At 72.1% G+C, this 26,345-nt stretch carries 20 protein-coding genes and 1 pseudogene; 12 read left to right on the forward strand and 9 right to left on the reverse strand.

Translation table 11 applies throughout. The features are described from left to right. Nucleotides 1-337: 337 nt before the first annotated feature. Nucleotides 338-1,378, reverse strand: coding sequence for a GTPase ObgE (gene obgE / locus WMF29_RS09610; protein ID WP_437328545.1), 1,041 nt, complete (start codon nt 1,376-1,378; stop codon nt 338-340). 99 nt (nt 1,379-1,477) lie between these two features. On the opposite strand from obgE, the gene WMF29_RS09615 reads away from it, so the two are divergent. Next, on the forward strand, nt 1,478-2,992 hold the full coding sequence (locus WMF29_RS09615) for an ATP-binding protein (RefSeq protein ID WP_437328546.1): 1,515 nt from the start codon (nt 1,478-1,480) through the stop codon (nt 2,990-2,992). A gap of 19 nt (nt 2,993-3,011) precedes the next feature. On the opposite strand, the gene WMF29_RS09620 is transcribed toward WMF29_RS09615, so the two are convergent. Then, nucleotides 3,012-3,695, reverse strand: coding sequence for a hypothetical protein (locus WMF29_RS09620; protein ID WP_012234436.1), 684 nt, complete (start codon nt 3,693-3,695; stop codon nt 3,012-3,014). A gap of 482 nt (nt 3,696-4,177) precedes the next feature. Between WMF29_RS09620 and WMF29_RS09625 the strand changes: the two genes are divergently transcribed. Further along, a complete protein-coding gene (locus WMF29_RS09625) occupies nt 4,178-5,296 on the forward strand; it encodes a diacylglycerol/lipid kinase family protein (RefSeq protein WP_437328547.1) in 1,119 nt (372 codons plus the stop codon). A gap of 185 nt (nt 5,297-5,481) precedes the next feature. Beyond that, complete coding sequence (locus tag WMF29_RS09630; protein WP_437328548.1) at nt 5,482-6,309, forward strand: calcium-binding protein; 828 nt, start codon at nt 5,482-5,484, stop codon at nt 6,307-6,309. A gap of 106 nt (nt 6,310-6,415) precedes the next feature. Here WMF29_RS09630 and WMF29_RS09635 read toward each other — a convergent pair whose 3' ends face one another. Together WMF29_RS09635 and WMF29_RS09640 are read right to left on the reverse strand one after the other, a co-directional pair. After that, complete coding sequence (locus WMF29_RS09635) at nt 6,416-7,729, reverse strand: inositol-3-phosphate synthase (RefSeq protein WP_437328549.1); 1,314 nt, start codon at nt 7,727-7,729, stop codon at nt 6,416-6,418. A gap of 297 nt (nt 7,730-8,026) precedes the next feature. Then, a complete protein-coding gene (locus WMF29_RS09640; protein ID WP_437328550.1) occupies nt 8,027-9,274 on the reverse strand; it encodes a hypothetical protein in 1,248 nt (415 codons plus the stop codon). Here WMF29_RS09640 and WMF29_RS09645 point away from each other — a divergent pair. After that, nucleotides 9,254-10,663 carry a PQQ-dependent sugar dehydrogenase gene (locus WMF29_RS09645; RefSeq protein WP_437328551.1) on the forward strand — a complete coding sequence of 470 codons (1,410 nt, stop codon included), beginning with the start codon at nt 9,254-9,256 and terminating at the stop codon, nt 10,661-10,663. The two genes, WMF29_RS09640 and WMF29_RS09645, sit on opposite strands and share 21 nt — an antisense overlap. Here WMF29_RS09645 and WMF29_RS09650 read toward each other — a convergent pair. The 3 genes and pseudogenes from WMF29_RS09650 to WMF29_RS09660 form a co-directional block, all read right to left on the reverse strand. Beyond that, nucleotides 10,642-11,595, reverse strand: coding sequence for an alpha/beta hydrolase family protein (locus tag WMF29_RS09650; protein ID WP_437328552.1), 954 nt, complete (start codon nt 11,593-11,595; stop codon nt 10,642-10,644). The genes WMF29_RS09645 and WMF29_RS09650 overlap by 22 nt on opposite strands. A 69-nt stretch (nt 11,596-11,664) precedes the next feature. Continuing rightward, nucleotides 11,665-12,555, reverse strand: a complete 891-nt coding sequence (locus WMF29_RS09655; protein ID WP_437328553.1) for an AraC family transcriptional regulator — start codon at nt 12,553-12,555, stop codon at nt 11,665-11,667. 224 nt (nt 12,556-12,779) lie between these two features. Continuing rightward, nucleotides 12,780-13,626, reverse strand: a pseudogene (locus WMF29_RS09660) (LLM class flavin-dependent oxidoreductase); the annotation flags it as partial. On the opposite strand from WMF29_RS09660, the gene WMF29_RS09665 reads away from it, so the two are divergent. From WMF29_RS09665 to WMF29_RS09675, 3 genes are all read left to right on the forward strand, one after another. Then, nucleotides 13,589-13,924 (forward strand): hypothetical protein, encoded by a 336-nt coding sequence (locus tag WMF29_RS09665; protein ID WP_437331266.1) that lies wholly within the window; start codon nt 13,589-13,591, stop codon nt 13,922-13,924. The pseudogene WMF29_RS09660 and the gene WMF29_RS09665 overlap by 38 nt on opposite strands. 162 nt (nt 13,925-14,086) lie before the next feature. Then, a complete protein-coding gene (locus WMF29_RS09670; RefSeq protein ID WP_437328554.1) occupies nt 14,087-15,496 on the forward strand; it encodes a LysM peptidoglycan-binding domain-containing protein in 1,410 nt (469 codons plus the stop codon). Continuing rightward, nucleotides 15,493-16,896, forward strand: coding sequence for a hypothetical protein (locus tag WMF29_RS09675; RefSeq protein WP_437328555.1), 1,404 nt, complete (start codon nt 15,493-15,495; stop codon nt 16,894-16,896). Before WMF29_RS09670 ends, WMF29_RS09675 begins: the two co-directional genes overlap by 4 nt. Nucleotides 16,897-16,914: 18 nt before the next feature. On the opposite strand, the gene WMF29_RS09680 is transcribed toward WMF29_RS09675, so the two are convergent. After that, a complete protein-coding gene (locus WMF29_RS09680) occupies nt 16,915-17,490 on the reverse strand; it encodes a hypothetical protein (protein WP_437298848.1) in 576 nt (191 codons plus the stop codon). Between the two features lie 587 nt (nt 17,491-18,077). Continuing rightward, entirely contained in the window at nt 18,078-19,079 is a 1,002-nt protein-coding gene (locus WMF29_RS09685; protein WP_437328556.1) for an LLM class flavin-dependent oxidoreductase, read from the reverse strand. A gap of 216 nt (nt 19,080-19,295) precedes the next feature. Here WMF29_RS09685 and WMF29_RS09690 point away from each other — a divergent pair, with 216 nt between their 5' ends. From WMF29_RS09690 to purK, 5 genes are all read left to right on the forward strand, one after another. Further along, a complete protein-coding gene (locus WMF29_RS09690) occupies nt 19,296-21,932 on the forward strand; it encodes a HEAT repeat domain-containing protein (protein WP_437328557.1) in 2,637 nt (878 codons plus the stop codon). Between the two features lie 30 nt (nt 21,933-21,962). Next, on the forward strand, nt 21,963-23,720 hold the full coding sequence (locus WMF29_RS09695) for a hypothetical protein (protein WP_437328558.1): 1,758 nt from the start codon (nt 21,963-21,965) through the stop codon (nt 23,718-23,720). Between the two features lie 207 nt (nt 23,721-23,927). Further along, nucleotides 23,928-24,254 (forward strand): TerB family tellurite resistance protein, encoded by a 327-nt coding sequence (locus WMF29_RS09700; protein WP_437328559.1) that lies wholly within the window; start codon nt 23,928-23,930, stop codon nt 24,252-24,254. 132 nt (nt 24,255-24,386) lie between these two features. Then, nucleotides 24,387-24,890 (forward strand): 5-(carboxyamino)imidazole ribonucleotide mutase, encoded by a 504-nt coding sequence (gene purE / locus WMF29_RS09705; RefSeq protein WP_173427451.1) that lies wholly within the window; start codon nt 24,387-24,389, stop codon nt 24,888-24,890. A gap of 55 nt (nt 24,891-24,945) precedes the next feature. Then, complete coding sequence (gene purK / locus WMF29_RS09710; protein ID WP_437328560.1) at nt 24,946-26,154, forward strand: 5-(carboxyamino)imidazole ribonucleotide synthase; 1,209 nt, start codon at nt 24,946-24,948, stop codon at nt 26,152-26,154. Nucleotides 26,155-26,345 lie beyond the last annotated feature (191 nt).

Below are 26,345 nucleotides of genomic sequence, written 5' to 3' on the forward strand. Positions count from 1 at the left end.
GCTCTCCTGTCCAGATGCCGCGCGCGCCCGAACGCGCCAAGCAACGACGGATGTGGATGATCAACGCACTTGAGGACACCCTGTGTCTGTACGTGCGAAGACGCGTGATCCCCTTTTTCCGTGTGCCGGAAGATGGTTGATGACGCGTGAAGTTGATGACGCGTGATGACGAGCGGACGCGCGGCGCTGGCGCTTCGCCGCCTCTGGCGTCCCCAGCGCCCGCTCAAGCCAGCTCGAGCCAGCGAGCCGGCAGGCTCCGCCGTGTCACCCTGCGCAGACGGCGGCGCTCACCCCGCGCCGTCGGTGCGCGTCGCGCCCGCCGTCCGGGCGGAGGCGCTCAGCCTTCCTGCTCTGCCGGCTCTTCCCGCTTGCGCGCGAGCGCCGCGAGCTCGCGGACGAGCTCCGGCACCCCCTCGCCCGTCGCGGCGCTGATGAGGTGGAGCTTCACCTTCGCCTTCGCGAACCGCGCCTTGAGCTTCGGGTAGGCCTCGCGCACCTCCGTCAGATCGGCCTTCGTCAGGACGACGATCTCGGGGCGCTCCGCGATCTCCGGGCTGAACTTCTTGAGCTCCTTGCGGAGCGCCCGGTAGTCGGCGAGCGGCTCGCGGCCCTCGCCCGGGTCGAGCGTCACGAGGTGGAGGAGCGCTCGTGTCCGCTCCACGTGCCTCAGGAACTGGATCCCGAGCCCGACCCCCTCGCTCGCGCCCGGGACCAGCCCGGGGATGTCCGCGATGACGAAGCTCGACCCGCCCGACCGGACGCCGCCGCCGATCTCGACCATGCCCAGGATCGGGGTGAGCGTCGTGAACGGGTAGTCGCCGATCTTGGGCCGGGCCGCCGAGACGGCCGCGACGAAGGTGCTCTTGCCGGCGTTGGGGAAGCCGAGCAGGCCGATGTCGGCGAGCACCTTCAGCTCGAGGCGGAGCTCGCGGGCCTCGCCCGGCTCGCCCGGCTCGGCGCGGCGCGGGGCCCTGTCGTGCGGCGACTTGAAGTGCAGGTTGCCGCGACCCCCCTTGCCGCCGCGGGCGACGATGACCCGCTGGCCGTGCTCGGTCACGTCGGCGATCAGCTCGCCGCTCTCCGCATCGAAGATCTGCGTCCCAACGGGGAGCTTCTCGACCCGGTCGGCGCCGGCGCGCCCGTGGCAGTCGCTCCCCATCCCGTGCTCGCCCCGGTCGGCCTCGAGCGTGCGCGCGTAGGTGAAGTCGAGTAGCGTGGACAGGCCTCCGTCGCCCACGAAGACGACGTCCCCGCCGCGGCCGCCGTCTCCACCCGCGGGGCCGCCGAACGGGATGTACTTCTCACGACGGAACGCGATCGCTCCATTGCCGCCATCCCCGGCGATCACCTTCAGACGGCACCGATCGACGAACCGCATGACGGCGGCTCATAGCATACAATTTAGGAAAGACCCCAAAGCGGAAGGACGCCCCGCGCCTCGGGCCGCCCGCCGGACCGCTCGCCCAGGAGACCCCAGGTGCCCGCTCGAATCCTGATCGTGGACGACAACACGAGCCTCGCCGGAAACCTCCGCGAGGTCCTCGAGGGAGCGCGCGAGCTCGACGTCGAGGTCGCCCTCGCGCCCAACGGCAAGCAGGGGCTCGCCGCCGCCCGGCGCGACGGGTTCGACGTCGCGGTCGTCGACGTCAAGCTCCCGGACGCGAGCGGCCTCGAGCTCATCGCCCCGCTCCGCGCCGCCGCCCCCCACGGCGAGATCGTCCTCGTGACCGGCTTCGCGACCGTCGACGCCGCCATGGCCGCGCTCCGCGCCGGCGCCTTCGCCTTCATCCTCAAGTCGTTCCGCCCCGAGGAGCTCATCTCCACCGTGGCCCAGGCGATCGAGAAGATCTCGCTGAAGCGGGAGCGGGAAGAGCTCGAGCGCCGGTACCGGGCGATCATCGACGCGGCGGACGTGCTCATCCTCGGCCTGGACGCCGGCGGCAGCGTCGCGCTCTTCAACCCGCGCCTGTCGGCGCTGACCGGCGTGTCCTGCGACGCCGCGCTCGGCATGGCGTTCTGCGAGGCGCTCGTCGACGAGCCCGATCAGCGCCGGTTCAACCAGTCGTTCCTGAGCGTCGTCGAGGGAGACGCCGCCGCCGAGGTCGAGGTCGGGGTCCGGGACGCGGTGGGCGCGATCCGCCGCGTGCGCTGGCACCTCTCCGGCGTCCGCGGCGGCGGGCGCGGCGGCAGGACCGACCTCGTCTACGGCATCGGCATCGACGTGACCGAGCGGCGCGCCCTCGAGCGGCGGGCCGCCGACGCCGAGGCCCTGAACGCCATGGCCCCGCTCGCCCTCGGGCTCGCCCACGAGATCAGGAACCCGCTGAACGCCGCGGTCCTGGAGCTCCACCTGCTCAGCCGCGGCATCGATCGCCTCTCCGACGAGGCGATCCGCGAGCCCATGAAGCGGCGCGTCGGCATCGTCGAGGCGGAGATCGCCCGCCTGGGCCGGCTCCTCGGCGAGTTCCTCGAGCTGGCGCGCCCGCGCGCGCCCCACCGGGAGCCCGTCGATCTGGCCCGCGTCGTGCGCGACGTGCTCGACCTCGAGGAGGAGGCGTTCGCGAGCCACCATGTCGAGGTCGTCCGCGATCTCGCGGACGACTGCTTCGCGCTGGGCGACGTCGAGAAGCTCAAGCAGGTGGTCTTGAACCTCGTCGTCAACGCGCTCGACGTGATGCCCGACGGCGGGGTCTTGCGGGCGTGCGCGTCGGGGGATGCGCACGAGGTGTGGCTGTCGATCGGGGACACGGGGCCGGGGATTGCGCCGACGATCCTCGCCGAGATCTTCGATCCGTTCTTCACCACGAAGGCGGCGGGCACGGGCCTCGGGCTCGCGATCGTCCGGAAGATCGTCGACCAGCACGCGGGCCGTGTGGATGTCGACGCGCACGCCGCCGACGGCACGACGGTCCGGGTGAGCCTCCCCCGCTTCGTCCCCGAGCCCGTCGAGCGCCTGGCTGGCTCATCCCCGCCCCGCGGCGCTGGCGCCTGACGGGGCGGGTGAGGGCCGATCAGCCGACGATGCGCATGGGGGGCTTGAGCGGGAGAGGGGGCTTGGAGCCGGGGGCGGAGGGGATCGCGGAGGGGGCGGGCTTGGGCACCTCGCCCTCGAGGGCGGCGAGCGCCACGAACAGCCGGTCCATGCCGTAGTCGAGGGCCACCTCGCGCTGGAAGACGTGGGCGACCTTGATGAGGCGCAACGACGTCTGCTTGCCGAGGTCGATCTCGCGCTCGAGGAACGCCTCGAACGAGCCGTAGCCCTTCGCCTGATACAGCTCCTGCTGCTGGATCTCGGCGAGCACCACCCCGATATCGAAGAACCCCTTGTCGAGCCGCTTGCGGAGCGTGCGGATCTTCTGGGTCTGGTTGTGGAGCTCGGCGATCTTCGCCTTGATCTCCTCCGCGCCGCTCGGCACGCGGATGGTCGCCCGGGCGCTGCCAGGGGGCGCCGGCTCCGCGGCCCGGGCCCGCGCCTCGGCCGCGTGCTTCGCGGCGTGCCGCGCAGCCCACGGCGCAGCGCCACGGAGGCCGAGCTTACGCTTCGACGCGCTCGACGCCGATTTCGAATCTTCCTTGATTACCGGATTCACGGGCTTCGCAAGCTGAGCTTCTGCGCCCCCCTTGCTGCTCGAAGAGGCCTTCTTCTTCATACCCGTCGCCTTCTCGGAGCTGCCCTGCTTTGTGATCTTCGGCATGTCGCTGCGTCCCCCGCTGGGTACGAGATCGTCGCGGCCCTTCGCCCAAGCGCGCGCCGCCCGCGCGGCGGTAAAGACCCGCACGGCTGTCAAGCCCAATTGGCTCGCCAGGTCGTCGCCTTACCAAAAAATCGACCACCCCGTCCACTAAGTTTCGGGGAGGCTCCTCGCTTTCCCGAAGGGCAGCATGACCCAAGATCGGTCCGGGAGCCAAAACGAGCGAGCATCGCACGCTATCGGACCTCCCGGAAAGGTGGTCGTCGGGCGGGCCGCTGCGTCGCGTCGGCCACATCGGTCCACAATCACCTGCCCCGGCGCGGTCGGCGCTGCGGTCTGACGAAGGCCGCGCTCGAGGCGCTCGTCGCGCGCCGGCCGCCGGCCGGTCGGTTGTCGGTCGGTTGTCGGTTGCACGTTTGTCGGGTGCACGTCCCGCGTCATCCCGCGCTCCAAGCGCAGGGGTGGGTCGTGGTAGATCGCGGTGCATGACCTCTCCGCCCGCCGGTCGCGGCCCCACCGATGACGTCCCCCAGGCCGTGGTCGCTGATGCGCCGCGTCGTGCGAGCGAGTTGCCGCGAGGCGCTGCGAGCAGCCGCATTGCCGTGGTGGTGAACGGCAACGCCAAGAGCGTGACGGCGGAGGTGATCGAGACGCTCGATCAGATCCTTGACACGGGGGATCTGTTCGTCTCGCGGCGGGTGGAGGAGAGCGAGGGCATCGCGCGGATCCTCGTCGACCGGGGTTACGGCACGATCCTCACGGGCGGCGGCGACGGGACGTTCACGGTGGTGGTGACGGCCGTTGTGAACGAGGCGAAGCGGCGCGGGCTGCCGCTGCCGCGGTTCGGGCTGCTCCGCCTGGGGACGGGCAACTCGCTGGCGTGGGTGCTCGGCGCGTCCGGCGGCGCGGGCGCGAAGCCCGGGCTCGCGGTCGACCTCCAGCGGCTGCGCGCCGAGGCCGGGAGCCGGAACCTGCGGCTCGTGGAGGCCGAGGACATCCTGTCGCCGTTCTGCGGCTTCGGGATCGATGCGGTGATGCTCCGCGACTACAACGCGGTGAAGTCGGCGCTCGCGCGCGGCCCGCTGAAGCGGCTCGCGCCGGGGCCGGTGGCGTACGCCGTCGCCGCGACGACGCGCACGATCCCGAGCTACCTCGTGCGGCGCACACCGCACTGCCGCGTCATCAACGAGGGCAACGACGCGATCCGCGTCGGCGAGAAGGGGGCGATGCTCGGGGCGCCCATCAAGAAGGGCGGCGTCATCTACGAGGGGCCGGCGAAGATCGCGGCGCTATCGACGATCCCCTATTACGGCTTCGGCTTCCGGATGTTCCCCTATGCGGACGATCGCCAGGACCGGATGCAGCTGCGCGTCTCGGTGGTCTCGCCGTTCACGTTCGTGCGGAACTTCTCGAGCATCTGGAACGGAGAGTTCGACGACCTGGAGACGGTGTTCGATTACTTCGTGGATGAGGTCACGATCGAGATGGACCCGGCGACGAGCTTCCAGATAGGCGGCGACGTCCGCGGGGAGCGATCACGGGTGCGCGTGCGCCTGACCGAGCCGATCCGGATCGTGGATTTCTACGCGCCGCCGCGCGGGTAAGGCTCACTCGTCCGACTGGGCACCAGGCGCCACGGTTGGATCAGATTGGCACGACTCGCGTCGTGCTCCTGGCGCAGGGTGGCACATTGGCGCGCTTCAGGGGCTCCTGCTGCGCTGATTGCCTGGATTTCATGGGATGAGCGGGCGACGAGGGGCTGGCGCAACGCTTGCTCCTGGTCTGTGCCATGAACATCAAGCTGACCATTCTTCGCTCCGGTTCCGTGGGAACTGCCTCTCTTGCGCTCCTCCTCGGTGCAGGGTCGATCGGTACAGGCTGCGCCGCGCAGGTGACGACCGAAGGGGAACGTGGTGAGGGGACCGACGAGGGCGCGCTCGAAGGCGAGGAGCTCGAAGGTGAGGAGGCCGAGGCGGCGTGTGAGATCGGCGAGTCCCGGAGCTGCACCGTCAGCGGGACAGAGGGCTTCGAGCAGTGCGAGAACATCGACGGGGTGGCGACGTGGACCGGGTGCCAGGCGGGCGGCAGCGTCACCAGCACGCCGCTCGTGCTCTCGTTCGAGCAGCGGCCCGTCGAGTACGTGACCGCGATGAGCGGCGCGTTCGATCTGAGCGGGCTCGGGGCCACGATCGCGACCGACTGGCCGACCGCGGCGACGCCGTGGCTCGCGTTCGATCGGGACGGCAACGGGGCGATCGACGGCGGCGAGGAGCTGTTCGGCTCGGCGACGGTGCTCTCGAGCGGCGCCCGCGCGGACAACGGGTTCACCGCGCTCCGCGAGCTCGACACCGACGGAGACGGCCGGATCACGGCGCGGGACGAGGCGTGGTCGCGGCTCGTGCTCTGGAGCGACCGCGACGCGAACCGCGCGTCGAGCGCCGGCGAGCTCGAGCCGCTCGCGTCGCGCGGGCTGGTCGCGATCGAGCTCTCGTATGCACGCGATCGGCGCTGTGACGGGCGCGGCAACTGCGAGATCGAGCGCGCCTCGTTCACGTTCTCGGAGGGCGCCTCGACGCGGACGGGCGCGGTCGTCGACGTGCACCTCCGCTGGCAGTGACGCCACCGCGGGGGCGGGGGGACCGAGCTCTTCTCCCAGGGCAGCGAGGCCGTGAGCAGGGCGGCGAGGCCGTGAGCGCCGCCGTCGACGCCGAGCCGCCTGGCGATCAGTCGTAGTACTCGTTGCCCAGGTGGGTGATGAGGTCCTCCCCCATGAGCCATCGCATCGTGTTCTTGAGCTTCATCGACTGGATGAAGAGATCGTGCTCCGGGTACAGGGCCGGCGCGGTCATCGGGCTCTTGAAGTAGAAGCTCAGCCACTCCTGCGTGCCCCGCAGCCCGGCGCGCTGCGCGAGATCGAGGAGGAGCGCCAGGTCGAGCACGAGGGGCGCGGCGAGGATCGAGTCGCGGCAGAGGAAGTTGATCTTCACCTGCATCGGGTAGCCCAGCCAGCCGACGAGATCGATGTTGTCCCACCCCTCCTTGGCGTCGCCCCGAGGTGGGTAGTACTCGATCCGCACCTTGTGGAAGAGCTTGCCATAGAGCTCTCCGTGGACGTGCGGCTGGAGGATGTGCTCGAGCACGCCGAGCTTCGAGACCTCCTTCGATCGGAAGGAGTCCGGGTCGTCGAGCACCTCGCCGTCGCGGTTGCCGAGGATGTTGGTCGAGAACCACCCTGCGACGCCGAGCATCCTCGCCTTGAGCCCCGGGGCGATCACCGTCTTCATCAGGGTCTGGCCGGTCTTGAAATCCTTGCCGGCGATGGGGACCTCCTGCTTCCTCGCGAGCTCCCACGCGGCCGGGAAATCGACCGTCAGGTTCGGCGCGCCGTTCGCGAACGGGACGCGCTCCTTCAGGCAGGCCCACGCATAGATCTGGGAGCTCGAGATCGCCGGGTGGTCCTCGGCGAGGCCCGCCTCGAAGCGCGCGACGGAGGAGTGGACCTCCGCGGGCGCGATATAGACCTCGGTCGATCCGCACCAGACGGCGACGGCGCGCGCAGCGCCGCTCTCGCGCAGGAAGTCGCGGATATCCTCCCGGACCTGCTCGACCATCGCGGCCTTGCTCGCGCCCTTCTTCACGTGGTTGCCGTGCAGGCGCCTCACGTACTGCGGGTAGAACACCGCGGGCATGGGGCGGATGCGCTCCAGCTCCTCGCGGACGGCGTCGAGGTGGCGGTGATCGAGCACGTCCGCGTGCCGCGCCGACTCGTAGGCGTTGTCGGGGAAGATGTCCCACGCGCCGAACACCAGCTGATCGAGCGCCGCGAGCGGCAGGAAATCCTTGATCCTGGGCGCGCGGTCGTCGGTGCGCCGGCCGAGCCGGATCGTGCCCAGCTGCGTGAGCGACCCGATGGGCGCCGCGAGCCCGCGCCGCGCGAGCAGGGCGCCCGCGATGGTGGTCGTGGAGACGGCGCCCAGCCCCGGCAGCAGGACCCCGAGCTTGCCCTCCGCGGTCTTGATCTCTTTCGGCTGCTTCACGTGACGTGTTCCCCCCGGTCGTGGTCGTGGGCGCTCGTCGGGCAAGGGCGGGCATCCGCCGGCGCCGTGGGCGCGGCGAGCGCGAGGTCGGTCGAGGCCGCATGGCGCTGCGACCCGCCGGGAGCATGAAGCTCGAACGCCGCGATCACCACGGGCCGGCGCGCGCGCGATGGCGTTTCCCGCGGGCTCCCTTCGCGCGTTTCCGGTGCTCCCTTCCTCTCGGCGCCTCGGACGGCGGCATGCGGTGCTGCCACGAGGCGGCGTGTTCGCGACGCGCCGGGCAACCCCGGCGGGCGATCACGGGGAGGGGCGCGGGTAGCCGGCGGCGGGGGTCATCGCCTCGATCCAGGCGCGGACCGCGGCGACGGCCTCCTCGTCGACGCGCCGGGTCGCGAGCGGCGGCATCTGCTCGGGCGGCGCGCCGGGCGCGTCGCGCCGGGACATGGCGCGGAGCACGGCGCTGTGATCCGGATCGAGGGGCCTCAGCCGGTCATAGCGGGCTCCCGGCGGCGCCCCGGGCGGGCGGAGCTTCGCTGGCTGGTTGATCGCCGTCTGGTAGACGCGCGTGCCGCGCACGTCGCCCACCCGGCCGGCGGCGTCGATGTTGAGGCGCATCTCGAAATGCGTCGCGACGCCGAGCGGGTGGTGGCACGAGACGCCGCAGTTGACGTGCAGCAGGCCGAGGGCGCGCCGCTCCGTCGCGGTCCCGGGCACCTCGAGCGCGGCCGCGTCGGGGAGCGGGACGCCGGAGGTCGTCGACAGGAGGCCGCGCTCGACGAGCTCGGCATACGTCAGGCCGCCGGCGCCCCGCGCGGCGAGCTGGATCGCCTCGAACCCAAGGGGGTTGTCGGTCTTGCCAGCGTGGCAACGGAGGCAGTCGACCTGCGCCGGGATCGCATAGTCGGGGGCGCCGGGGACGTGGGGGACACCGGCCTTCACCTGCGTCGCGCTCGCTCCGTCCTCCGACCAGACGTAGGTGGCGCGCGTCCAGCGATCCTCCGCGGTCTTCCACAGGAACCTCGTCTCGATACGGCGGCTCGCGCCGGAGACGGGCAGACGGAACTCCTTCCACAGCCTGGTGCCGACAGGAAAGGTCCAGTCGTTCATCCGGGAGACATCGATGGTCGCGCCCAGAGGGAGGTAGATCCAACGCGTCTTCTCGGCGCCGTCGCTCCAGAGCTCGAAGGCCGGCTTGAACTCGCGGACGCCCGGCGCGATCGTGCGCGCGCCGGGGTCGCTGTAAAGCCCGGTGCAGTGGAGATCGTGAGGATCGGTGTCGCCGTCCTTGCACGGCGGCAGGCCTCCGGGCGCCTGGACCGCGCCTTGGCCGGGGCGATCGCCTGTGCCGGCTGCGCGCGCGGTGGCCGCGCCCGCCGGGCCGCTCCCGTCCGGCCGGGTGGGGAGAGGCTCGGGCCGGGGTGCCTCCTGCGCGCCGCAGCCGCCGCAGCCGGCCAGCAGCAGCGACGCGAGCACGGCTTGCCAGGCGCGGCCTCTCGTGATGAAGGTGGAGAGGGAGGTGCCCGCTTGCCCGAGAGACCGAGCCACCGGCGCGTTATGGGGCGCGCTGCCTATGTGACGAGAGCGTGCCATCGGACCGCCTGGTGCCTCCTGCTCGCAGGCAGTGTAGCCGCCTGCGACAGGCGCGTGCAGGTCGCGGGGCCTCCCGAAGAGCCTCGAGAGGGCGGCCCGCCCGGCCAGGCCGCGGCGGCGGGGAACCCCGTCCAGGCGGCTCAGGGGGGCACGGGGGCGCCTGGCGCGGCGATCGCCGCGCAAAACACGCCGGCCGCGCAGGGGGCGCCCGCGACGCAAGGCGCGCCCGCGGCGCAGGGGGCGCCCGCGAGCGCCGCGGAGCTCGCCCGCCCGGCGAAGTGCGGAGGCGTCCCGTCGCTGAAGCTCACCATGGTGGCGAGCATGCTCGACCAGCCGACGTATGTGGCCGGTCCGCCCGGCGATCCGTCGCGCCTCCTCGTGCTCGAAAAGACGGGGGTCATCCGGCTCATCAAGGACGGCGCCGTCCAGCAGGCGCCGTTCCTCGACGTGCGATCGCGCGTGTTCTTTCCGGCGCCGAACGCGGAGGGCGGCCTGCTCGGGCTCGCGTTCCACCCGGACTACGCGAAGAACGGGCGCTTCTGGCTCCACTATTCGTCGGCCCCGCGCGGCAACGTGGTGATCGAGGAGTGGAAGCGCGCGGCGCAGGGCGGCGACTCCGCCCATCCCGAGCCGGTCAGGTCGCTGGTCGACGTGAAGCACGGCGCCTGGAACCACGTCGGCGGGATGCTCGCCTTCGGCAAGGACGGCTATCTCTACGCCGCGATCGGCGACTCCGCGCGATCTCCGAGCCCCGCGGCCGATCTCACCTCGAAGCTCGGCAAGATCCTCCGCATCGACGTCGATCAGCCGGGCAAGGCGCCGGCGGGCAACATGACGAGCGGTGACCCGATGATCTGGGACTACGGGCTCAGGAACCCGTGGCGGTTCAGCTTCGACCGGCTCACCGGGGATATGTACATCGGCGATGTCGGCCAGAAGAGCTGGGAGGAGATCCTGGTGGAGCGCCCTGGCCAGGGCAGGAACGATTACGGCTGGGAAGCGATGGAGGGCACCCATTGCTACCCTCCCGGCGCGACGTGCAAGCCGCGCGGCCTCCCGCCCGCGGTCGAGCACCCGAGGAGCGAGGCGGGCTCCATCATCGGCGGCTATGTCTACCGCGGGGCGAAGATCCCGTGCCTGCGCGGCCGCTACCTCTATGGCGACTACGTGACGGGCCGCTTCTTCTCCTTCGTGTGGGACGGCAAGGCCGCGACCGATCCCGTCGAGCTGACCTCGGCGTTGAACCCGAATGGACTCCCATCCTCGTTCGGCGAGGACGCGGCCGGGGAGATCTATGTGGTGATGTTCAACACGGGGCGCATCTACCGGCTCGATCCGGGGTGAGGTGGCTCCACGGCCGCCGGCGCGTCGCCTGCCTCCTCCGGGACGGGCTGTCGACGTGGCGGCGACGGAGGGCTCTGCCGCAGCGCCGCGTCGAGGAACGCGCGCACGTCGCGCTCGAGCCGACGGTGGAACGCCTGGCGATCGAACCCGGCGCGATCGAGCGCCGGTAGGAAGTCCGGGCGCCGCATCTGGGGAGGAAACGGGCTCAGGAACGAGTAGTGGTTCGCGTTCTCGACGACCTTGAACGTGACCCGGCTCGGGTCGGGGACGAGGTCGAGGACGAGCTGCCCTTGCCATCTCGGCGCGATGCGGTCGTGCTCCGCCACGAGCAGGAGGATGGGCGCCTCGACGTCCTTCAAGGCGTCGTTGGGCACGAACCAGCACGCCGCGGGGGCCATCAAGACCAGCGCCTTGACGCGCGGGTCCTTCGTGACCGCGACCCTCTGCCCCGGCCCCGTCCAGGGCTGCCCGCCCGCGAGGGCGAGCGCTGTGTAGCCGCCCATCGAGTGCCCGATGACGGCGATGTCGTCGCGCTGCAGGCGAGGCCCCAGCTCCGCGTCGGAGCAGACAGCGTCCACCGCCAGCCGGGCGTGCCGGGGTCGACGCTCCAGGTTCTCGATCGCCTCGGTCAGGGACCGATCGTTGCGGTTGTCCCCGGGGTGCTCGGGCATCGCGACGACATAGCCGCTCTGTGCGAGGTGGGACGCGAGCGTCCGATACCCGAGCGGCGTCCCGCCGCCGCCGTGCGAGATGAGCACGAAGGGGAGAGGGCCGCCGTGCACGGGCGCATTCCAGGCCACCTCGATCGAGTAAGGCCCCATGGCGACGGCCTCGGCAGGGACGTGCGTCGGGTACATCACGAGGACCGGGAACGAGAGGTCGTTCATCGGGTCTCGAACGGTCAGGCTGCGGCAGCCCACGAATCGATTCATGCTCGTTTCTCCGGACGGTGTCGGGGGGATGGGAAGACCAGGGACGATGCCTGTCTGTTCACGGGAAGCTCACTGGAGCGGGAGGAAGACGTCCGTGACGGCCTCGTGATCGGGCACCTCCGGGAAGAAGCGCACCCGCTGCAGGAAGAGCGGGAAGTCCCGCAGCTCCTCTCCGCTCATGGGGAGCCAGGTCGCATAGAGGTACCTCACCGCCACGTAGAGCGTGTCGTCGCATCCGACGTGCCGGAGGACGGCGCAGCGGCCGCCGGGGATCGCCTTCTCGACGACGCCGTGCGGGTTCTCTGCAATGGGGCGGTGGATGCCCGCGCAGAGGTCCGCGCGGTAGGCCTCCGGCGGGGACTCGGCCGGGTCGTCGTACAGGATGTTGAAGGTCGCGCTGACCCTCGGCGGGAGCTTGTTCTCCTTGCGCCACGTGATGAACCGGCGCACCGATTCCAGGATCCGCTTCGGGTCGCCGCGGTGCTCGAAGGCCGCGACGCGCGTCTCGTTGAACCGCACGATCGCCACGTCCTCGGCGCGGTGAGCGGCCTTCATGGGGAGGGCCCTTGTCTCTCTCAGGCGCTCATGGGTCGCGTGCCAAGGATCCCACCGGGGCTGCTCCCGGAACTCGGAGGGGGACTGGCCGAACGCTCTCTTGAAGGCGCGCGAGAAGGCCTCGGGGCTCTCGTAGCCGCTCGCCATCGCGATATCGATGATCCGGGCGTGCTCCCGGTCCGGGAGCGCGAGCCGGTAGGACGCGCTCCGCAGGCGGAGGAGCTTCACGTACTCGTGAACCCCCATTCCGAACAGCTCGGAGAACTGCCGGTGAAAATGGTACTTCGAGAACGCGGCGATGCCGCTCAGCCGCTCGAGCGTCAGGTCCTCGTCCAAGTGCGCGTCGATGTGCTCGAGCACCCTGCGGAATCTGGCGATATACGCGTTCTCGGCGGCTTCGGTCAACGCGGTGTCCTCCTCGGCGAGAGGCAAGGTAACGAGCCGTTACACGCCGTGCCTGACCGAAATTGCTGAACTTCGGGGCGACGGGGCCCGGGGGCGCTCGGAAAGTGCGGCGGCGGCTCGGGCTGGCCGGAGGCGACGCGTCTTTGTGGTCGGGGAGAAAAATTCTGCCTTGGCTGTGGCCGTTTCTGGCGCCTCGCACAGGCCTGAGCCACCGGCCTGGCGCTTCACCCGGCGCGGGTGAGCTCGTCTCGCGCCGCGGCCGTGAGCTCGAGCGAGCGCACGCGCGCGGCGTGATCGAAGATCGGCGAGCTCACGATGATCTCGTCTGCGCGGGTGCGGGTGATGAAGCCGTCCAGCCACCGCCGCACGGTCTCGGGCGAGCCGGCGACCGAGCAGGCCAGCGCCTGCTCCAGGCCGGCGCGGTCGAGGGGACTCAGGTCGCGCTCGAAGTCGTCGACGGGCGGCGGAAAGGGCCCCGGCCGGCCGCGGCGCAGGTTGACGAAGGCCTGCTGGAGCGAGGTCCACAGCCGGCGCGCCTCCTCGTCGGTGCCGGCGGCGACCACGTTGATCCCCAGCATGACGCGGGGCTCTGCGAGCTGATCCGAGGGGCGGAACTCCCTTCGGTACAGCGCGATCGCCTGCGCCATCTGGCCCGGCGAGAAGTGCGAGGCGAAGGCGTAGGGGAGGCTGAGCGCCGCGGCGAGCTGCGCGCCGAAGAGGCTGGAGCCGAGGATCCAGATCGGCACGCGGAGCCCGGCGCCGGGCACGGCCTGAACCGGCTGGTCAGGCTCCGCCGGGCGGAAGTAGCCCATCAGCTCCAGGACGTCCTGGGGGAAGCCGTCGGCGTCGCCGGCCAGGTTGCGCCTGAGCGCGCGGGCGGTGAGCGGGTCGGAGCCCGGAGCGCGCCCGAGGCCCAGATCGATGCGCCCCGGAAAGAGCGACGCCAGCGTGCCGAACTGCTCGGCGATCACGAGCGGCGCGTGGTTCGGGAGCATGATCCCGGAGCCCGCAGGCGCCGACGCGGATCGTCGAGGTGCCGTCGGTCACGTGCGCGATCACGACCGAGCGCGCCCTCGTGACGCCGAAGCCGCCCGCGAGCGGCACGCGGCCGAAGCCGCCCGCGAGCGGCACGCGGCGCGCGGAGAAGAAGGCGTGTGACGACGCAAAGGCGGACGAGAGAGCGCCGGAGCGCGAGTCCACCAAGGCGCCGGAGCAGACGGAGAACGAAGCTCCGGCGGCGCCGAGAGGGGGCGACCGCCTCGTCACGGAAGCTCGACCAGGGGTCATCGCGGCGGGTCGACACGCAGCGACGCGCGCCGGTGCGCACCATGCCGCGGCGAGCGAGGCGCTGCTGCGTTACGTGCTGTGACCCACGATCGCAAAGGAGCGCGTCGAGCCGCAGCAGGACGGCCTGCTGCGGCTCTCGCTCAAGCGCGCCTTTGCGGACGGGACTGTCGCGGTGGATATGGATCCGGCTTGATTTGACTACGCGCTTGCGCTTCCTACACCCTAGTGGTAGTGCCTCCTCGAGGTGAGGGATTACTGGTTATTTAGAGCGTGGAGGCTCTACGGCTTCGGCGGTGAGAGGACCTATGTGCTGCGAGCGCGTGATGCACCGGCCGAGCCGGCTGGGGCCCACCTCGAGCCTATTCCTGCCGTGTTCGCTTCGTTAGCCGTCGATGACTGGCGGGACGACAATGTTCGCGTCCTGCAGGACATGTTCTGCGAGCTCACGCTCAGCAGCTTGTCGAGCTTGCACGCCTATGACCAGAGAGTGGCTCGCGAGCTGATCGGCGTTCGCCTGCGGCAAGCCCTGCAGAGGGGAGAGCTCGTCGCCTTTCGCGAGGCTCGCACGCCGGCATCGTTCGTGCCGCGAGGCGTGGGTGCGAAAACACCGGAGCCGCGACAGCCGCCTCTGGAGGCGCCGGCCACGCTTTCGTTCTACGAGATCACCCTGCTCGATGAACTCGATGCTCCCATTGCGGGCGTGCGCTTCTCCATGCGCACGCCGGCCGGCACGTTCACGAGGACGACCGATGCTGGCGGCGTCGCCCGCGTCGATGACCTACCGCCTGGCATCGGTAACGCGTCCGTGGTCGGCTTGGCCGAGCTGCGGGAGAGCTTGAAGGAGCGCGAGCGCAAGCCACGCCGCACGGCTCCACCACCCGACGGGGACGCGTGGCACATTCGCACGCTCGCGCGAGCGCTTGATCCGATCACGGTGCCCAGCGGCGAGCGACAGCACCTCATGCTGGTGACACGAACCGACGTGTTTGCGCTTGTCGCAGGTTGGGAAAGGCTATCACTTGCCGATGCGGCAGGCCCCTGGACCTTCCATGGGGGCACCGAGACGGTGCTGAGCCTGCATGCCGATTCGGCGGAGCGAAAGGTTCAAGTCCTTGGCCAACCGTTCTCCCTACCCGAGTTCCTGCCCCCGAAGAACGATCCTCTACCAGGCGAAGCGGAGCGCTGGGAACCACCCAATATCTATATCGTCCAGCCGGGAGATACACTGAGTCTCATCGCCGCGCGCCATCTTGGCGCCGTGGATCGCTGGGGTGAAATCTGGGCACGGAATCGAGCATCGTACGAGGGTCGAGCCCCCGACATCATCTATCCGGGCGACCGCTTCGTCATGCCTGATGATGCCCTTCCCCCCTGGTTGCGCGCTGCCTCAATCGATGCGCCCCCACAGCCCGCCGGCGACCTGACGGCGCCGGAATGGCTCAGCATCGCCGTGGACTGGATTCATGAAGCGCTGTTTGACAAGGACTTCGACACGGTCATCTCCCTCCTGGAGAGCCTGCCCATCGAGCCCTCGCCGCCCCCAGCGCAGGCACCAGCGCCCATCCTCGAAGAGCTCATTTTTCGAGCTCACTTGACCCACCTGGCCTTCGAGGGGCAGGTCGATCCGCCCTACTCGGCGTCGGAGGAGGGATGACCCTGCACATCGCGGTCACCTGGCCAAACGCAAACAGCCCGCTTCTCCCGGACAATCTCGCTGACGTGAGATTGGAAGCCGGAGGCACACCGCTCACGCCGAAGCAGACTGCGCCGGGGCGGCGGGAGTACGAGATCCCGGACGGTGCGGCGAAGCTCTCGCTGAAGGCGAGTTTTTCGGTTGCGTTCGGCCCGGTCAAGGGTACGGCCAAGAACCCGGATGTGCTGATCGACGTCGGAGCGATGACCCATGTCGTGCTCCGAGCCCAGCAGGAGTTCGATGTAGTCGACGGCGGAACGCGGCTACGGCCGGTGAATCAACCGGCGTACGCAGGCCCGCATCCGCTCGTTCACATGGTCGGAGCGGCTAATCTTCATGCCGCTGTCTCCATCAAGCTTCGCACGGAGTTCGTCGGCATCACGCCGTTCTGGAAAGTCTACGCGGCGGTCTGGAGCTATTACGAGACCGAGCATAAGCCGGGTACCAGGCTCCTGGTGCTCGGCGCGACGGGCGCGACACCGATCATCTGGTTCGCGAGCATCCCGGACGCCTGCCTTCATTGCACCAACGGCTTCGCCTCGTGTCTTGTATTCTTCCGCCCGGAAAACTATATCTATACCCAGGTGAACCAGCCACACCAGATGGCCGCACTGGCCCGGTATCTCCTTAAACCCAAGGAGGCGGACGATGCAACGGCCCAGTCGTGGGAACGCGACTACATCGCCGGCGACGGATACAACCTCATCCGCTGCGGGTTCGAGGATGCGCTCGCACGGAGCCAGCGCGCTGTGGTGATGCTTCACCCGTGGCCGAGCGGCACGGCTTTCGGCGGCGCAGCGGGCAGCGAGCTGCCAGCTCTCTGCTCCGGCGCGCTTCGCCTGCTCTGGGCCGATCAGCACATCTTCCGGGGGACAGCCAATGTTCGACTCGGCCGTCTCGGTATCTCCGGCTTCAGCCGGGGTGGCGGTAGCCTGTGGCCCGCGCTGACCTCTAACATTGGTCGGGTCGATGAGGTGTACGCCTTCGATTGCGTCGGCACGGACACGAGCGCCGGAATGATCGTGCAATGGTACAATAGTCGTCCCGAAGCACGGCTCCGGATGGTGGGTGGCGCGTACAACGTCGCGAAGCACCAAGCCATCTACCGAACGATTCAAACTACGAACGGGGTGACGGGGCCGCTCACGCACGTGACAGCGATCCCCGAGAGCAACGAGGGGTATGCGCCCAGGGTCAACCCGCTCTGGGATCACGTCCTCAAGGAGCGGGAGGACCTGCGAAGCCATCCCGATACACGGCATCAATTTGCGATTTTCGGCGGCTACATAGCCCTGCCCGGACCGTTCGCGCTGACGTTCCTGCTACGGTTCCTCAAGGAATCGCTGTTCATGGTCCCTTGAGTGCGCTGAATGCGCCTCTCAGGGGGCGCGCCGGAGGGCACGGCCTTGCCAGGTATAACGACCGCGGCCGCTGCAGACGCGCCGGTACACGTCGCGCGCCGATTGCCATGCCGCACGGCTTTCAGGCGCGGCGCCGCGGTGGGCCGCGTCGACGGCGTTGAGGGCATCATCGCAGGACGAGCCGGCGGCAGCGGCGGCCGAGTCCGAGAACCGGAGCACGCCCTCCTCGACCCGCGGCACGATCGCGACCCTGCAGATGGCCGGGTTCTGGGGAGCGCAATCATCAAGTGCCGCCGAGGAGGGCACGTCGAGTACTGGCCGGAGGGCGCTGCCCTCCGCGACGTAGAGCACCGTGTGTGCGACAAAGGGGACGAGCGCGGCCTTCTGCTCGCGCCCGCGCCAGCAGACAAGCAACTCGGCATCGGGCAGAACGAGCGTCCCGCTGCAACTGCAGTCGTTGACCGGCTGAGGTGGGCTGACGGCGAGCGTCGACCAGCAGGCAGCGTCGGGCCGCCACCGCACGCCGCGGGCCGTGAGCCAGTCATCAACGTCGAACGGCGTGGCTGCATCGACCTTTGGACGCCCACCCGTCATCGCGGGGATCGGCGCGACAGCGGACGGCGGAGCGAGAACGCCGGCAGATGTCGCGGCGCCACCGGATGCGGTTGGAGTGACGCTGGACGAGGAAAGCGGAGACGTCCCAGACGGCGGTGGGCCGGTGGTGGATGCGTTCGGCGGCACCGGCGACGATAGGTCGCACGCGATTAGGCTCGACGCGGCGAACAGGCGGGTGGTGAACGCGAGGAGGAAGCAAGCGGCTCGGTGCATGTCGGACGCAGGGTATAGCGCGGGGGCGGGTCAGGTCCTGCATGCAAAGGAGGTCTTACGGTGAGCAGCGTGGGTGCGCGCGTGGTCCACGTGATCGGCCTCGGCGCTCAGACGTCGGTCGGCCTCACGTGCCCTCCACGATCGCGCCGGTCCGCGGCGCGATTTGCCGGTTTCGCACTTGGGACCACCTGCGCAACTGCCGCACCGACGACGCGTACGCCCGCCTCGGTCCGGTCCGAGCGTGAGCGTGCTCGAGCACCGTCGCGGGAGCCCGGTGGGCTTGGCCGGAGGTGGTCGAGCACCGCCCCGTGAACGAGCCGGGCTGCGCGCCGAGGCGCCTTCGGCAAGGCGCTTCAGCCGGGGCGGGTGAGCTCGTCTCGCGCCGCGGCCGTGAGCTCGAGCGAGCGCACGCGCGCGGCGTGATCGAAGATCGGCGAGCTCACGATGATCTCGTCTGCGCGGGTGCGGGTGATGAAGCCGTCCAGCCACCGCCGCACGGTCTCGGGCGAGCCGGCGACCGAGCAGGCCAGCGCCTGCTCCAGGCCGGCGCGGTCGAGGGGACTCAGGTCGCGCTCGAAGTCGTCGACGGGCGGCGGAAAGGGCCCCGGCCGGCCGCGGCGCAGGTTGACGAAGGCCTGCTGGAGCGAGGTCCACAGCCGGCGCGCCTCCTCGTCGGTGCCGGCGGCGACCACGTTGATCCCCAGCATGACGCGGGGCTCTGCGAGCTGATCCGAGGGGCGGAACTCCCTTCGGTACAGCGCGATCGCCTGCGCCATCTGGCCCGGCGAGAAGTGCGAGGCGAAGGCGTAGGGGAGGCCGAGCGCCGCGGCGAGCTGCGCGCCGAAGAGGCTGGAGCCGAGGATCCAGATCGGCACGCGGAGCCCGGCGCCGGGCACGGCCTGCACGAGCTGGCCAGGCTCCGCCGGGCGGAAGTAGCCCATCAGCTCCAGGACGTCCTGGGGGAAGCCGTCCGCGTCGCCGGCCAGGTTGCGCCGGAGCGCGCGGGCGGTGATCGGGTCGGAGCCAGGCGCGCGACCGAGGCCCAGATCGATGCGCCCCGGAAAGAGCGACGCCAGCGTGCCGAACTGCTCGGCGATCACGAGCGGCGCGTGGTTCGGCAGCATGATCCCGCCCGCGCCGACGCGGATCGTCGAGGTGCCGGCGGCCACGTGCGCGATCACGATCGACGTCGCGGCGCTGGCGACGCCGCCCATGTTGTGGTGCTCGGCCAGCCAGTAGCGGTGATAGCCGAGCCGCTCGGCGTGGCGCGCGAGATCGAGCGCGTTGCGGAGCGCCTGCGCGGCGTCTCCGCCCTGGACAATCGGAGCTAGGTCGAGAACGGAGAAAGGAATCATGTTGGACACCTCGCCAGACTGTTGCACGCCACGGACGGTTGCGGCAGCGCTCGGGGACCGGCGCGGCTCGCGCGCGGTCTCCGCGCGGGATCGCGGTGAGGAGGCGTCCCCCGACGGCGCGCCCGGCCGGCGCGCCCCGCGGCGCGTCGCCCCCTGGCGCTCGAGCCCGTCTGGAACGCCATGACGTGGCCGCGCCCGCTGTATTACGCTCGGCCCGTGCGCCGTTCGTCCTCGCCGCTGCGCCGCCTGCCGCAGGTCCTGCTCGTCGTCGCCGCCTCGGCCGCCGCGGTCGCGTCGCCCGGGGGAGCGGCCGCGACCCTCTGGCCCAATGTCCCGGAGCAGATCGCGCGTGCGCTCACGTCGGGCGACGCCCTGGAGCGGCGCCTGGCCGCGACCCGCGTCGGCGAGCTCGCCCCGGAGACGGCCATCCGGCTGATCCAGCGAGGCATGAGCGATCCGGACGTCGAGGTGCGGCTGCACCTCGCCGGGGCGGCCGTGCGCCTGCGGATGCCGCGCGCGGGGGACCTCGTGATCGAGTGGCTCGGCGAGGGCGACGCGCGCCTGCGGCTCGCGGCCTGCGACGTGATCCGCGCGGCGCCCACCGACCGCTCCGTCGTCGCGCTCGGGCGGGTGCTCGGCGATCCCGATCCGCACGTCCGCCTCGCCGCCGCGACCGCGATGGGCGCGGCGGGGCTCCCGGACGCTGTCTCGCCGCTGCTCGGCCACCTCGACGACACCGCGCCGGAGGTGCGCGCGGAGGTCGCGCGCGCCCTCGGCCGGATCGGCGACGCGCGCGCCGTCGTGCCGCTGATCGGCAAGGTGCAGGACTCGGTGCCGGAGGTCCGCAAGGCCACGGCGCGCGCGCTCGGAGAGCTCGGAGACCCGCGCGCGGTCAGCGCGCTGCTGCTCGCGCTCCAGGACGCATCCCAGGACGTGCGCGTCGAGGCGGTGACCGCGCTCGGCCGGCTGCGCTCGGACGACGCGACGTCCGCGATCGCCGATCTCGTCACGGCGTCGCCGGGGGCCGCCGGCGCGTTCCCGGGGGCGCGGCCGTCCGACAGCGCCGCCTCGAGCAACGACGTGCGGGAGGCGGCGCTCCGGGCGCTCGGCCGCATCGGCTCCGAAGCGGCCGTGAAGGCGCTGCTCGCGGCGCTCGCGAAGGACAACCCCGCGGCGCCGCGCTCCGCGGTCCGCGACGCCCTCGTCAGCGCCGGCGCCGCGGCCGTCCCCGCGCTCGTCGCCGCGCTCTCGGCCGCGCCGTCGGCCAACACCGCGGCGGGCGCCGCCCTCGTGCTCGGCGAGCTCAAGGCGAGGGAAGCGCTGCCCGCGCTCGTCCGGGGGATGCAGCGGGGCGTCGTCCCCCTCCGGCACGGGCTCCGCGCCCTGGGCGCGCTCGGCGATCCCGCGGCGCTGCCCAGCGTGCTGGAGCTGCTCGGCGACGCCGACCCCGCGGTCCGCGCGGAGGCCATCCGCGCCGCGACCGCGCTGCTCGATCCTGCGCGGCCCGACGGGCGCGCGGTGGATCCCGCGCGCGCCCTGCTCGTCGATCCGGCGACCGCGTCCGACGAGAAGCTCGCCCTCGTCCAGCTGCTCGGGCGCACCGGCTCGCCGCGCGCGCAGGCGGCGCTGCTGCCGCTCGCCAAGGCGCGCTCCACGCCGCTCCGCCTCGCCGTGATCGAGGCGCTCGGGGCCGCGCGCGCGGCCGGGACGCTCGGCGCGGCCGTGGACGCCGCCCTGCTCGCGGCGCTCGACGACGAGTCGGCCGACGTGCGCCTCCGGGCGGCGATCGCGCTCTCCCGCGTCGCCGGCCCAGGGAGCGCCCGGCCGCTGCTCCAGCGCCTCACGGTCGCGGCGGAGCAGGACCGCGGCGCGCTCGGCATCGCGCTCTCGGGCGCCCTGTCGCGCGCGGACGACGCCGGGAGCGCCGGCGGCGCGACGGACGCGAAGGCCGCGCGCGACGCGAGCGGCAAGGGCCTCGTCCACGAGGTCGCGGCCGCGATCGCGAGCGCGCCGGACGCCGCGCGCGACGCGCTGATCGAGGGGCTCGGGCGCATGCCGGGGCAGGCCGCGGGCGCCGCGCTCGCGCGGATGGCCTCGGCGGCGCCCATCGACGATCGCCGCAAGATCGCCGAGGCGCTCGCGGGGCACCCGGAGGCCGCCGCCGCGCTCCGCACGCTCGCGGGCGATCCGGATCCCGGCGTCCGCGCCAACGCGGTCTGGTCGCTGGGCGCGGCGGGGGACAAGGACGCGCTGCCGCTCCTCGTGCCGCTCCTCAAGGACCCCGACGCCGCCGTGGCGGGCAACGCGGCGGGCGCGATCGGGCGCGCCGCGGGCCGCGCCGGGCAGCCGGCCCGCGCGGCCGCGGCGCTCTGCGCGGCGCTGCCCGACGCGCGCCCCTACGTGCGGGCCAACGCGCTCGCGGCCCTCACCGTGGCCGGCGCCCGCTGCGACGGCGGCGCGGCCCGCGACCTGCTCGCGCGCGACCCCGCCGAGGCGGTCCGCCTCGCGGCGGCCGACCACCTCGCGCGGAGCGGCGCCGACGACGATCGCCGCGCGCTCGCGCGCTGCGCCGCCGAGGACAGGAACGCCACGGTCGCCGGGCGCTGCGCCCGCCCCGCGCCGCCCCGCGCGCCGGCCGCCGCCGCCGAGGACGTCGTGGTCTTCGTCGTCCCGTTCGACGCGGGCCGGGGCGGCTCGGCCCGCGACGCGCCGGCCCCGCGCGCGCCCTTCGCGCTCGTGCGCGCGGACGGGCTCATGCGCCTCGGCGTCGCGGACCGGCGCGGAGAGCTGTTCGAGCGCGGCGCTCCCCGGGGGCCGATCCGCCTGACCGTCCCGGCCCCGCTCGTGAAGTGAGCCCGCGCCCGCCGCGCTGAGCCGGACACCATGCGAACCCGACCCGACGTCGAGCTCCGGATGTCCAGGACCGTGCACCCGGGCGACGTCGTCCTCGTCGAGCTCGTGCTCCGCTGCCGCGGGAGGACGCCGGTCGACGCGGTCGAGCTCCACCTGGAGGGCATGCAGGTCGCCCGCGTCGAGGAGCGCGTCCTCGTGCCGCCCCACTTCCTCTCGCTCGTCGCCCGCGTCTCGGGGGCGACGACGCTCCCGGAGGGCGAGCAGCGCTACCGCGCGAGCTTCCCGCTCCCGGCCGACGCGCCCTGCTCGTACCTCGGCACGCGCGCCGAGATCCGCTACGGCATCACGCTCTCCATCGCGATCCCGTGGTGGCTCGACGTCCAGGAGTCCTACGAGGTGCTCGTCACGCCCCGCCCCGTCACGCGCCCGGCCCGGTCGCCGGCCGCGGGGACCACGGCGCGTGGCGACAGCCCGTTCGTCGAGGTCTCGCTCGACGATCGCGTCTTCGCGCCGGGCGACGAGATCTCGGGGGCGGTGGCCCTCGGCAACGTGCAGGGCCGCGGCGTGCGCGGGATCGAGATCTCGCTGGTCGGCGTCGAGCGCCTCCTCAGCGCCGACCGCTCCGCGCCGAACCGCGCGACCGAGGCGCACCGCTTCACCGCCTTCCGCCGCGCGGACAGCCGCGACGAGGGGCGGGAGCTGCCCTTCCGGTTCCGGATCCCCCGCTCCGTCGCGCCGTCGTTCGACGCCGGCTGGGTCGCCCTCGTCTGGGGGCTCGAGGTGCGCGTCGACCTGGCGCGCGCGGACGGCGTCGTCCACACGACGCCGCTCGTGCTCGGCGTCTTCGACGCCCCGCCCGGCCTCGGCGCGATGCGGCGGCAGATCGGCTCCGGGCGGTGGCGCGCCGTCTGGGAGGCGGTCGGCGCGCGCCACGGCCTGTCCCTCGACGCGCTGGAGCTCCGCCTCACGGGCACGCTCTCCGGCGCCGCGGCGTCGGTGTCGATCGACGCGGGGTCCTCGTCGAGCGGCGCGCTCGTGGGCGAGCTGCGCTGGCCGTCGTGGGGGCTCGACCTGGAGGTCGGCGTGAAGCGCTTCCTGCTCGCGCTGTCGTCCGAGGACGACGAGGGCTTCGGCCGCCGTTACCGCGTGCGCGGGCGCGATCCCGGCCAGGTGCGCGCCGTCGTCGCGGGGCCGCTGCGCCGGGCGCTGCTCGCCTTCGACGACGTCCGGCTGGACGACGAGCACGTGTCGGTCCGGTCCCGGACGCCGGGCCACGATCAGCCCTGGCTCGGCGCGTTCCTGGAGCACCTCGCCGCGCTGGCGGCCGAGATCGGCGCCGTGAACGAGCGCATCCCGCCCCCCACGCCGATGGCGGGGATGCGCGCGGCCTGGGAGCGGTTCGCGGCCGAGGTCCACGGCCGCTTCGAGGTGGGCCGGATGCGCATCCGGGACGCGCAGGTCGACGGCGCCACGTTCCACGTCGACACCTGCTTCGAGCGAGGCCCCCACCCCGAGCGCTCCGAGATCACGCTGGTGGTGGATCCGCCCCTCGACGCGGCGCTCGACCCCGACGACCCCGAGCAGCTCCGCGCCGCCTCGCCCGGGGCGCGCGAGGCGGTCAAGCGCCTGCAGGCCCGCACGCGCGCGCTCCGGATCGCCCCGCACGCCATCGTGATCACGCTGCCGGCCCCGCTCGAGGACCCGGCGACCCTGCGCGATCTGCTCGGCGCTCAGCTGCACGTGGCGGCGCTCCTGCGCGGCCCGCGCGTCGCCCGCCCGTACCGCTGAGCGGCGAGGAGCGGGCGCCCGGGCGGGGGTTGCGGCGACCGCGCTCGAGCGCGCGGGCCATCATGAGGACGCGCGGGCGGGAACGCGAACGCGGGAGCGCGGCAGCGCGAGCGCGGGAAGGCGCGGAACCGGGAATCCCCTTACGCGGCGCGCGGCTCGCTGATTTCCACACAAAACGCCGGCGGATCCGGGCTAGAGTCCCCGCCCATGCTCGACAAGCTTTCTCGCGAAGAACGCCTCCAGCTGATGCGGTTCATCTGCTCGTTCGCCTGGGCCGACCTCCAGGTGCGCGACCAGGAGCGCGAGTTCGTGCGCAAGATGATCCTGCGGCTCCAGCTGGACGCCGAGGAAGCCAAGCAGGTGCGCGGCTGGCTCGAGCTGCCGCCCGCGGCCGACGACGTGGATCCGATGAAGATCCCGCGCGCGCACCGGCAGCTCTTCCTGGACGCCGCGCGCGAGATGATCTCGTCCGACGGCGAGATCGGCGAGGAAGAGCGCGAGAGCCTGAGCCTGCTGGATCAGCTCACGCGCTGACGCGGGCGCGGGGCGTGCGGTGCGTCGACCGATGACGGATGCCAATGACCGATGGATGAGGAGCCGGTGAGCGGTGGAACGATGAGCACGATGGCGCAGGGAGGGGCCGGCGAGGGCCGGACCCCGGCGGAAATGGGAGCGAGCTCGGCCGAGAAGCCCTGGGTCGGCGTGATCATGGGCGGCAAGAGCGACTACGAGCACCTCGCCGTCACGAGCGAGCTGCTCACGCAGCTCGGCATCCCGCACGAGGTGCGCGTCGTCTCGGCGCACCGCACGCCGGACCGGATGTTCGAGTACGCGAGCACGGCCGCGGAGCGCGGGATCGAGGTGATCATCGCCGCCGCCGGCGGCGCCGCCCACCTGCCCGGGATGGTCGCCGCGAAGACGGTGCTGCCCGTCATCGGCGTCCCCATCCCCGCCACGGCGCTGAACGGCATGGACGCGCTGCTCTCGATCGTCCAGATGCCGAAGGGCGTCCCCGTCGCCACGATGGCGATCGGCAAGCCCGGGGCGGCCAACGCGGCCCTGTTCGCGGCGGCGGTCCTGTCGGGCAAGCACCCGGAGCTCCGCGAGCGCCTCGCCGCCTTCCGCGGCGCCCAGGAGGCGGCGGTGCTACGCGACTCGGTCATCGTCTAGCTCGTCGGGCCTCGTCAGGCCTCCTTTCCCTCCCCCTCGTACAGGTCCTCCGGAAATGCCCATCGCTCCCGGCTCTACGCTCGGTATCCTCGGTGGCGGCCAGCTCGGCCGCATGACGGCGCTGGCCGCCCGCACGCTCGGGTACAAGGTCCACGCCCTCGACCCCGACCCGGACTGCCCGGCCCGTTCGGTGCTCGATCGCTGCATCGTCGCCTCGTTCGACGACGTTGCGCAGGCGGCGGAGCTCGCGTCGCAGTGCGACGTGGTGACGCTCGAGATCGAGAAGGTCGCCACGGACGGCCTCGTGGCCGCCGCCCGGTTCGCGCCGGTGCGCCCGTCGGCCGACGTGCTGGCCATGGTGCAGGACCGCGGCGTCCAGAAGGGGTGGCTGTCGCGCAACGGCTTCCCGGTGGGGCCCTTCCGCGAGGTCGCGACCAGCGAGCAGCTCCTCGAGGCGACGCGGGCCATGGGCGGGGCGTGCTTCGTGAAGTCGTGCGTCGGCGGATACGACGGCCGGGGCCAGCTGCGGCTCTCGGGGAACACCCGCCCGAACGATGGCGCCGACGGCGGCGCCGGCGACCTCGAGCGCGAGGCCGCGGCGCTCTTCGCGTCGCTCGGCGGCCAGCGCTGCGTGGTCGAGCAGGCGCTCGACCTCGAGGCCGAGCTCTCCGTGCTCGTCGCGCGGAGCCCGAGCGGCAAGCTCGCGGTCTACCCGCCGGCGCTGAACCACCACGTCGACCAGATCCTCGACTGGTCGCTGCTGCCGGGCCCGCTCTCGGCCGCGGTGACGGGGCAGGCGGTCCAGATCGCGCTCGACCTCGCTGTCGGCCTGCGCGTCGAGGGGCTGCTCGTCGTCGAGCTCTTCCTGCTCAAGGACGGCCGCCTGCTCATCAACGAGCTCGCCCCGCGGCCCCACAACAGCTACCACGCGTCCGAGGTCGCCTGCGCGACGAGCCAGTTCGAGCAGGCGGTCCGCGCCGTGTGCGACCTACCGCTCGGCTCGGTCGAGATCGTCCGCCCCGCAGCGATCCTCAACCTGCTGGGCGACGTCTGGCTCGGCGGCGCGCCGCCGCCGTTCGAGGCCGCGCTGGAGATCCCCGGCGTCCGGCTCCACCTCTACGGCAAGCGGGTCGCCCGCCCCGGCCGCAAGATGGGCCACCTCTCCGCCACGGGCCGCACGCCGGAGGAGGCGCTCGTCGCCGCGAAGCTCGCGATGGCCCGGCTCTCGGCGCAGGCCGGGCTGCCGCCGCTCTCCGGGCGCTGAAGCGCCGCCAGGCGAGCCTCCGCCGGCTCACGACGCTCTCCACTGCTGCCCATGATGGCGCGGCGCGCGCCGCGCCATCACGTCGACGGATTCGTCCCGTTCGCGTCGATTCATGAGCCGCGGGGGAGCCGCGGCGCAACTGCATGTTCTGGACGGCCCTGTCGGACGAAACATCGATATAGGATGTGTTC

It is taken from the genome of Sorangium sp. So ce381, from assembly GCF_051473845.1.
GTDB classification, from domain to species: Bacteria; Myxococcota_A; Polyangia; order Polyangiales; family Polyangiaceae; genus Sorangium; species Sorangium atrum.